The organism is Pseudomonadota bacterium (assembly GCA_010028905.1).
Taxonomy (GTDB): domain Bacteria; phylum Vulcanimicrobiota; class Xenobia; order RGZZ01; family RGZZ01; genus RGZZ01.
On the sequence record RGZZ01000205.1, the window covers coordinates 1 to 8,580 of the forward strand.

The 8,580-nt window shown below is 66.4% G+C and carries 6 protein-coding genes; 5 read left to right on the forward strand and 1 reads right to left on the reverse strand.

Annotation, left to right across the window (positions count from 1 at the left end):
* Nucleotides 1-355: 355 nt before the first annotated feature.
* Nucleotides 356-1,759, reverse strand: a complete 1,404-nt coding sequence (locus EB084_14135; GenBank protein NDD29396.1) for a DUF3095 family protein — start codon at nt 1,757-1,759, stop codon at nt 356-358.
* Here EB084_14135 and EB084_14140 point away from each other — a divergent pair.
* From EB084_14140 to EB084_14160, 5 genes are all read left to right on the forward strand, one after another.
* Complete coding sequence (locus EB084_14140) at nt 1,648-4,812, forward strand: alpha-mannosidase (protein ID NDD29397.1); 3,165 nt, start codon at nt 1,648-1,650, stop codon at nt 4,810-4,812. The two genes, EB084_14135 and EB084_14140, sit on opposite strands and share 112 nt — an antisense overlap.
* A 6-nt stretch (nt 4,813-4,818) precedes the next feature.
* Nucleotides 4,819-6,177 (forward strand): extracellular solute-binding protein, encoded by a 1,359-nt coding sequence (locus tag EB084_14145; protein ID NDD29398.1) that lies wholly within the window; start codon nt 4,819-4,821, stop codon nt 6,175-6,177.
* Nucleotides 6,167-7,051, forward strand: coding sequence for a sugar ABC transporter permease (locus EB084_14150; GenBank protein NDD29399.1), 885 nt, complete (start codon nt 6,167-6,169; stop codon nt 7,049-7,051). The genes EB084_14145 and EB084_14150 overlap by 11 nt, the downstream gene beginning before the upstream one ends.
* Nucleotides 7,048-7,863, forward strand: coding sequence for a carbohydrate ABC transporter permease (locus EB084_14155; protein NDD29400.1), 816 nt, complete (start codon nt 7,048-7,050; stop codon nt 7,861-7,863). The genes EB084_14150 and EB084_14155 overlap by 4 nt, the downstream gene beginning before the upstream one ends.
* Nucleotides 7,860-8,580, forward strand: a 721-nt coding sequence (locus tag EB084_14160) for an ABC transporter ATP-binding protein (GenBank protein ID NDD29401.1), incomplete at its 3' end; no start/stop codon positions are given. The genes EB084_14155 and EB084_14160, both read left to right, overlap by 4 nt.

Genomic DNA, 8,580 nt, shown 5'->3' on the forward strand with positions numbered 1-8,580 from the left:
CACGACCAGACGAGCCGTGCTGCCCTCTCTGGGCTGGCTGGGAACGAACGAGATGTCGGCGACGACGAGATCTGCCTGGTTCGTCGCGCGGTCAGGGGCCTGTGCCTGTGGCGCAGGGGCTGAGGTTGGTGCGGGAAGGGGCTGAGAGACGCGAGGGGTGATGACAGACATGGGTGGAGCTCTCCTGATTGCGTAATAGAATGAAGACCTCGACGCGAACCTTCGCGCGAGCTCTCCGAGCGCCACACCCATCGTGGGGAATAGTAGACGATGCGCCCAGGCGAATCCATCTCGAGATGTTAACGCGTCACACGATCGTCAGGCGACCGTCAAGACCCATCCAGGTCGCAGGTCGTCAACACCCTTGCCTCGTGGCCGCCAGCTTGCGCTTCAGCGCCACCGCCGCCTGGGTATAGCCGCCCCCCACGCCGTCGACGAAATGGAGATGCTGATCGCGGCGGTCGCGCACATAGCACGTCATGAGGCTCTCGTCACAGACGTGGAGGCCGTACACGATGTCGCCCGCCTGCTCGAGCGCGAGCAGATCTGCCTCCAGCGCGGCACGCTGCTCGGGCGTACCACTGACGACTGTGCAGAGACGGCCATCGAGGGTCATTGTGCTCGCCAGCTGCACCAGACGGTCGATGTAGTAGCGACCGTTCTCATTGCGGGCGAAGTAGGGGCGGCTCAGCTGCGTCATCAGCCATGCCTCGATGAAGTAGCGCAGGTCGAAGCGCTGGAGACGCGCCCGCGTCTCGTTCTCGAGCTTCTTGAACCCCAGCGCGAAGTGGAGGTTCGGCTTCGAGATGGGGTTGCGATTCTCGAAGGCGCCGTAACGGTTCTCGAGGGCGCGAACCACCGAGGCAAGAGACGCGCCTTGTCGCTCGCGAACCCTCGACGACACGATGAGGCACAGCACCTCGTGGGTCGACTGCGGAGGCGGGATGCTGCTCCAGCGACACTCCATGCCCGTGAGGTCGAGCTCGCCCGACGACGTGGTCAGTACCTCTGGCGCATCGCCGCCCTTGACCATGCGCTCTGCGAACTCAAACCCGGAACCGAGCGCCACGGGCTGGACGAGGCCTGCGCCATTGATGTCGACCCTGGCGACGCCGAGGCTTGCATTCACGTCGTAGGCGTCGGCCACCGGCACCCGACCGACCCGCAGCTGCAGCCCGAACTGCGCCATCGTGTTGTCGCGATGGCGCGCCAGCGCGATGGCGACGGGCTCAGCCAGGCCTGGCGGAACGAGCAATGTTGCGCCGTCGCCGCCGAAGAAGAAGGGGAGCTCGATCTGACGCCGATGGGCAAGGTTGAGCGCCGCAATGATGCAGCCCGTCGCCACGAGGTTGATCTCGTTGAGCCTGCCCTCGGCCACGGCCTTTGTCGAGCCGCGCACATCGGTGATGACGATCTCCCAGTCAGGCGGCACCGCCGCGAAGGCAGACGCATCATCGAGAACCTCGGCGAGGGGCTCTGTGCGAACAGGGAGATCAGTATAGAATCCCGCGGTCTCGGTGGCGCGGTTCGCACCCACGGCGGCGCTGCCCCTTCCTCTGGGAATCGACGGTGGAACACGTTCGCGTGCCGCTTCGCGCTGCCCTCCCCGAGCGCGCGAACCTGTCTCAACGGCAGGGTCGTGAGGAGATGCTCCAGAAGATCGATCGCATGAGCTGGGCCTTTCGCGAAGAGAAGATCGATGCGCGCATCCGCGAGATCTGGAGCGCGCGCGTCCGAGACAAGGTGTCGCTGAGCGCACGCTGGAAGCGCGGAGGCAGAGGCTTCGAGTCGCCCCCGCCGGCCGAGGGAGGCGCTGGCTGGAAGCCCCTTCCCGAGGGGGGGCTGTGGGGACGCGACACCGAGACGACGATCTGGGTGCGGCTGCAGGCCAGGGTTCCGGAGGGCTGGCGCCACAAGGTCGTGCTGCACGTCGTGCCCGAGCAGTGCGAGCTGCTGGCCTACGTCGACGGCAAGGCGCTCGGCGCCCTCGATCTGTATCATCACACCTGGGTGCTCAGCGAGCGCGGTCGTCCCGGTACCTGCTACGACATCGCCCTCGACGCCTACTGCGGGCTCACCGTCATCGGCACCACCCCCGAGGTGGGCGGAAACCGCGCGCCCATGCGGGGCATTCCCATCATCGAGCTGCTCTCGATCGATGCCGAGACCGAAGGCCTGGCCCGTGACATGCGCTTTGCCCTCGACACGGCGCGTCAGCTCGATGACACCTCGATCGAGCGCCATCGAATCGTGCGCGTGCTCGACGAGACGGTGAACGCCCTCGACTTTCGCCGCGGCACCGAAGACGAACGCTTCCACGCCAGCGCGCGAGCGGCCCGAGCGCGCCTGCGCGAAGCGCTGTTCAGCGGTGCGCCCTCACATCTCTCGCGTCCCACGATTCACGCCGTGGGGCACGCCCACATCGACACCGCCTGGCTGTGGCGCCTCGACCACACCCGTCGCAAGTGCGTGCGCACCTTCACCACCGCCGTCTCGCTCATGGAGCGGTATCCCGAGTACGTCTTCACCTGCTCGCAGCCGCAGCAGTACGCCTACATCGAGAGCGACAGCCCCGCGCTGTTCGAGCGCATCCGCGGCGCGGTGAAGAAGGGCCAGTGGGAGCCCGTGGGCGGCATGTGGGTCGAGGCCGACTGCAACGTGAGCAGCGGTGAGTCGCTGGTCCGGCAGTTCGTGTACGGCCTTCGCTACTTCGAGAAGGCCTTCGGTCGCTATCCGAAGGTCGTCTGGCTGCCCGACGTGTTCGGCTACTCGGCGGCGTTCCCCCAGATCATGCGCAAAGCCGGCATGCGCTACTTCATGACCACCAAGATCTTCTGGAACCAGGTGAACCGCCCTCCGTACCAGACCTTCGAATGGCACGGCATCGACAACACCTCGGTGCTCGTGCACTTCTCGCCCAACGGCGACTACAACGCGCTCATGACGCCCGCGCAGCTGGCCGACCTGTGGACGCGCTACGATCAGAAATCGCTCAACAGCGAGCTGCTCTACATCTACGGCCACGGCGACGGTGGGGGCGGCCCCACCGAGGAGATGTGCGAGTCGGCCGAACGGGCGCGTCACTTCGCGGCGGGTCCGGAGGTGGTGCGCTCGAGCGCCGAGGCGTTCTTCGAACGGCTCGAGGCGTCACTGGCCGACATGCCCCACGTCCCGCGCTGGGTCGGCGAGCTGTATCTCGAGTACCACCGCGGCACCTACACCTCGCAGGGGCGCACCAAGCAGGGTAACCGACGCAGCGAGATCGCGCTGCAGACCGCCGAGCAGGTGGCGGCGGCGGCGATGCTCGCGTGCGGCACCGCCTATCCCCAAGCGGCGCTCGAAGAGGCGTGGAAGCTCGTGCTGCTCAACCAGTTCCACGACATCCTGCCGGGGTCTTCCATTGCCGAGGTGTATCAAGACGCCGCCCTCGACTACGCCAGCATTGCAAAAACCACCAACCGCACCGTGAACGACGGGCTGAAGGCCATCGCCGCGGGCTGTTCGGGCAAGACGGTCGTGGTGTTCAACCCTTTGTCGTGGGCCCGCCGCGATCCGCTCTCCCTGCCATCGACATGCGGGCTCCCCGGACAGGTCGTAACCGACCTCGACGGCACGGATCGCCTGCTTGCGATTCCGCGTGAGGCGCTACCGTCGATGGGCTGGGCCGCCCTCGCGCACGAAGACGTGGTGGCGCCTGAGAAGAGCAGCGATCTGAAAGCCTCCCGACAGGGGCTCGAGAACCGCTTCTTCCGCCTCACCTTCGACGCCAGCGGCGAGATCACGTCACTCTTCGACAAGCGCCACCAGCGCGAGGTGCTGCGCCCGATCGACGGGGTGAACGGCAACACCCTCATCGCCTTCGAAGACAAGCCCATGAACTGGGACGCCTGGGACATCGACGTCTTCTATCAAGACAAGCCGCACCCCCTTCGCGGACGGCCGAAGATCACCGTTTCAGAGAAAGGACCGCTGCGCGCCTCGGTCGACATCGAGCGCACCATCGACGAGGGTCGTGGCTCGGTGGTTCGTCAGCGCATCTCGCTGCACCGAGACCTCGCGCGCATCGACTTCGAGACGTGGGTCGACTGGAAGGAGCGCCAGACCCTTCTGAAGGCAGCCTTCCCCGTGGCGGTGAACGCCGCGCGCGCCACCTACGACATCCAGTTCGGCCACGTCGAGCGCCCCACCCACTGGAACACCTCGTGGGACTGGGCTCGCTTCGAGGTCTGCGCGCACAAGTGGGCCGATCTCAGCGAGGGCGACTACGGCGTGGCGCTGCTGTCTGACAGCAAGTACGGGTGGGACATCCGCGATGGCGTGATGCGTCTCACCCTCCTCAAATCGTCTATCGCGCCAGACGCCACGGCTGATCTCGGCATCCACCACTTCCGCTACGCCCTGGTGCCGCACGCGGGCGACTGGCGAAGCGCCGAGGTGGTTCGTCGCGCCTACGAGCTGAACGTGCCTGCCCCTTCGGCGCCGGTTCCCTCGCGGGCGCGGGGAGATGTGGCTCCCCGCGTCTCTCTCGTGACGACCGAAGCCCCCAACCTCGTGATTGAAACGGTGAAGAAGGCCGAAGACAGCGACGCCATCGTGGTGCGCCTGTATGAGGCGTTCAACCAGCGCGGCCGCGGTGTTCTCCGCTTTGACCGCCCTGTGCTCGAGGCCCGCTGCGTCGACCTGCTCGAGCGTGGGCCGGACGGCGAGGCGCCCCGCATCGATGGAGAGACCGTGGCCTTCGACTACGGCCCCTTCGAGATCAAGACCGTCTGGATCCGACTGGCGTCACAGAAGAACCGAAAGGGCCGCTGATCTCCGATGCGCCGTCGCGAAGCGCTCACCCTGGGCGTCGCCGCCCTGCTGTGCGCGACATCGTGCAGGCGCGCAGACGAGCACGCCAGCCTCCCTCGCGTCCGCATCAGTGTGAACGGGGTGGAGGGTGGCAAGGGCAGCACCGGCATCACGTGGCTGAACGCCATCGCGCCCGGCATCGAGAAGACGCTCGAAGCCGCGGGCACGCCCGTGCGCATCGAGGTCGTGGGAGACGGCGGGAGCGATGAGAGCTTCAAGTCGCGCCTGGTTCTCGATCTGAGCGCTGGCACCGGTGCCGACATCATGAGCTTCGACGCCATCTGGACCGCCGAGGCCGCGAGCGCAGATCTGCTCGAACCCCTCGATCCGCTCGTGCGCACGTGGGGCGACTGGGCGCAGTACCCCGACTCGATGCGGCGCATGGGCGACTATCGAGGCCGTGTGTTCATGGTGCCCTTGCTCACCGACGTGCGCGGCATCTACTATCGCAAGGACCTCTTCGAGAAGGCGGGACTGCCGCGAGAGTGGACCCCTCGCTCGTGGAGCGACATCTACGCGGCGGGCGAGCGCCTGAAAGCGCTTCCGGACGTCATACCGATTCAGTGGAACGGGGGGAGCGCATTCGGCGAGGCCTCCACCATGCAAGGCTTCTACCTCGTGCTGCTCTCCGCCGGAGGCGACCTCTACGACACGACGAGCAACCGATGGATTGCCGACAGTCCGGCCCTTCGCCGAACGCTTGCATTCTATCGCACCATCTACCTCGAGCGACGTCTGGGAGATGTGGCGCTGCAGCTCGACCCCAAGGGTCGCGATCGCTCGTTCGAGCGGTTTCGCGACGGGCGCATCGGCATCTACCCGGAAGGCACCTACATGTGGATCGACGTGCTCAAGCCCGGCGGGCCATGGGGCCTGGCCAACCGAGACGCAGTCGTGGGCTGGGCCCCCATGCCGGGCGGCGGCGAGGCGGGCGACCCACCTCTGGTGAGCATCAGCGGAGGCGGAGGGTTCATCGTGAACAAGCGCTCGCCCCACAAGGCCCTGGCGTGGAGAGTGCTGGCCGCGATGAACAGCGCCGCGTCGCTCGATGCGCTCATGTGCAAGGCCCCCTTCATCGCGGCACGGCGCGACGTGCTCGACTCGCCCGCATTCAAGACCGACCCCGAGCTGACACGCGAGGTGGCGGCGGCCCTGCCCGTCACGCGCTTCCGCCCAGGCTTTCCGCTATACCCACGGGTGTCAGAGCTCGTCGGGGTCATGACCGATCAGATCTTGAATGGAGCCTCGACCGATGAAGCCCTCTCGGCCTACGGTCGCGCGCTGCGAGACCTCGCAGGCAGTGAGCAGGTGATCGATGTCCGCTGAGCAAGGCGGCCCTCCCTCGATGCTGACCCGCGGCCTGCTGGTCGCGTTCCTGCTGCCCGGCGCGCTGCTGCTGCTGGCGTTCCTGGTGGTTCCCGGTGCATGGTCGCTGGGCCAGAGCTTCACCAGCTACACCCTGCTCGGCCCCCAGGCCACCGACACCCACTTCGTGGGGCTGCGCAACTATCAGCGCGCCCTGGGCGACACCGGGTTCTGGAACGCGCTGCGCGTGAGCCTGCTCTACGTGTTCGGATCGGCTGTGGTCGGGCAGATGGGCGTGGGACTTGTGCTGGCGCTGTACACAACCCGCCTGGAAGACCGCTTCGCGACCCTGGTGCGCGGCGCCGCGGTGCTGGCATGGATCGCCCCCGGCGTGGTGGTGGCGATACTCTGGAACATCTACCTGCAGCCCGAGGGGGGCACCCTCAACCGCTTGCTCGGAGTGCAGATCAGCTGGCTTGCGGAACATCCCCTGATTGCCATCACGCTCTACAACACATGGCGTGGCGCCGCGTTCTCGATGCTGCTGCTCGATGCCGCGCTGCGCAGCATCCCCATGTCGTACCTCGAAGCGGCGGCCGTCTGCGGCGCCAGCACCTGGCAGCGGTTCCGCGACATCACGCTTCCGCTGCTGCGCCCGCAGCTGCTCACCGATCTGCTGCTCATCACCCTCTGGACCCTCAACGACTTCGGCCCCTACCTGCTCACCAGCGGCGGACCGAACCACCAGACCGAGGTGATCCCCATCTTCACGTGGCGCGTGGCCTTCCGCTCGTTCGATCTGGGCTATGGCGCCGCGCTGTCGACGCTGCTGCTGGCCGTGAACCTGGCCCTCGCGCTGCTGTATCAGGCGATGCTGCGCCGGAGAGCCCGATGAGCAGCTTCGCATCAAGGGTCTTGCGCGGCGCCGTGCTTGCCTTTCTCGGGGTGTACTTCGCGGCCCCCTTCGCCTGGCTGGTGGTGGCACCGTTCTCGACGCACCCCTCGTTCGCGGTGCGAATGCCTGACTTCACGCTCGAGAACTTCCCCCGGCTGCTACAGACCCGAGGCGCGGTGGAAGCCTTCGGAAACTCGGTGGTGATGGCCGGATTCACCATGCTGCTCGTCACGCTCGTGGCCACCTCATCAGCGTACGCACTGTCGCGCCAGTCGTTTCGTGGGCGCGACCTCGTTCTCTACCTGCTGGTCCTGTTCTCATCGGTGGTGACGGGCGTGGCGGCGGTGGTGCCGCTCTTCACCATCACCATGAAGCTCGGGCTGCTCGACACGCACGCAGGCGTCATCCTGGTGATGAGCGGCGGACTCTTGCCCTCGTCGCTGTTCATCATCAAGGACTTTGTCGACGGCATCCCCCGCGCCTATGAAGAAGCCTCTCTGGTCGATGGCGCGACACCCCTGCAGACCTTCGTGCACGTCGCACTCCCGCTCTGCTCGGGCGGAATGGCCGTGATCGCGCTGCTCTCGTTCGTGCAGGCGTGGGACAACTTCCTCACGCCGTACATCTTGCTGCGAAGCCCCGAGCACTATCCGGCTTCGGTGGCCATCTACGCGTTCTTCTCGGAGATGGGACTGCCCTTCCTCAATCTGGTAGCGGCGTACTCCCTGCTGTACGCGCTGCCCGTGCTGGTTCTGTACCTTGTGATTCAGCGCGTGTTCGGATTTCAGCTGCACGGAGGCATCAAGCAATGAGCCGCGTCATCGAGCTCGAGAACGTGACTCGGCGGTTTGGCGCGGTGACGGCGCTGCACCCCGTGAGCCTGCGCATCGAGGCGGGAGAGTTCTTCACGCTGCTGGGGCCGTCTGGCTCTGGGAAGTCGACCCTGCTGCGCATACTGGCGGGGCTCGAGACTCCTTCAAGCGGCGTGCTGCGCTTCGATGGCGAAGATGTGACGCGGGTACCGGTCTGGAAGCGCCACACCGCCATGGTGTTCCAGAGCTACGCACTCTATCCGCACATGACCGTGGCCCAGAACATCGGCTACCCGCTCAAGATCCAGAAAGTGGCGCGCGAGGCCCTGGAGAGCCGCGTAAATGAGGTGGCAGAGGCCCTGCAGATCGGGCACCTGCTCGCCCGCAAGCCAGCCCAGCTGAGCGGCGGCCAGCAGCAGCGCGTGGCCCTGGCCAGGGCCCTGGCCGCATCACCGAAGCTCTTCCTGTTCGATGAACCGCTGTCGAACCTCGACGCGCGCATGCGCCTCGAGGCCCGCACGTTCATCAAGACGCTGCAGCGCGAACTCGGCATCACCTCGATCTACGTCACCCACGATCAGTCGGAGGCCATGGCCCTCTCCGACCGCATGGCGATTCTGGAGAACGGCCATCTGCGTCAGGTCGGCACGCCGCGCGAGGTCTACCGCGTGCCCGCCGATGCGTTCGTGGCGTCGTTCGTGGGAAGCCCGCCCATGA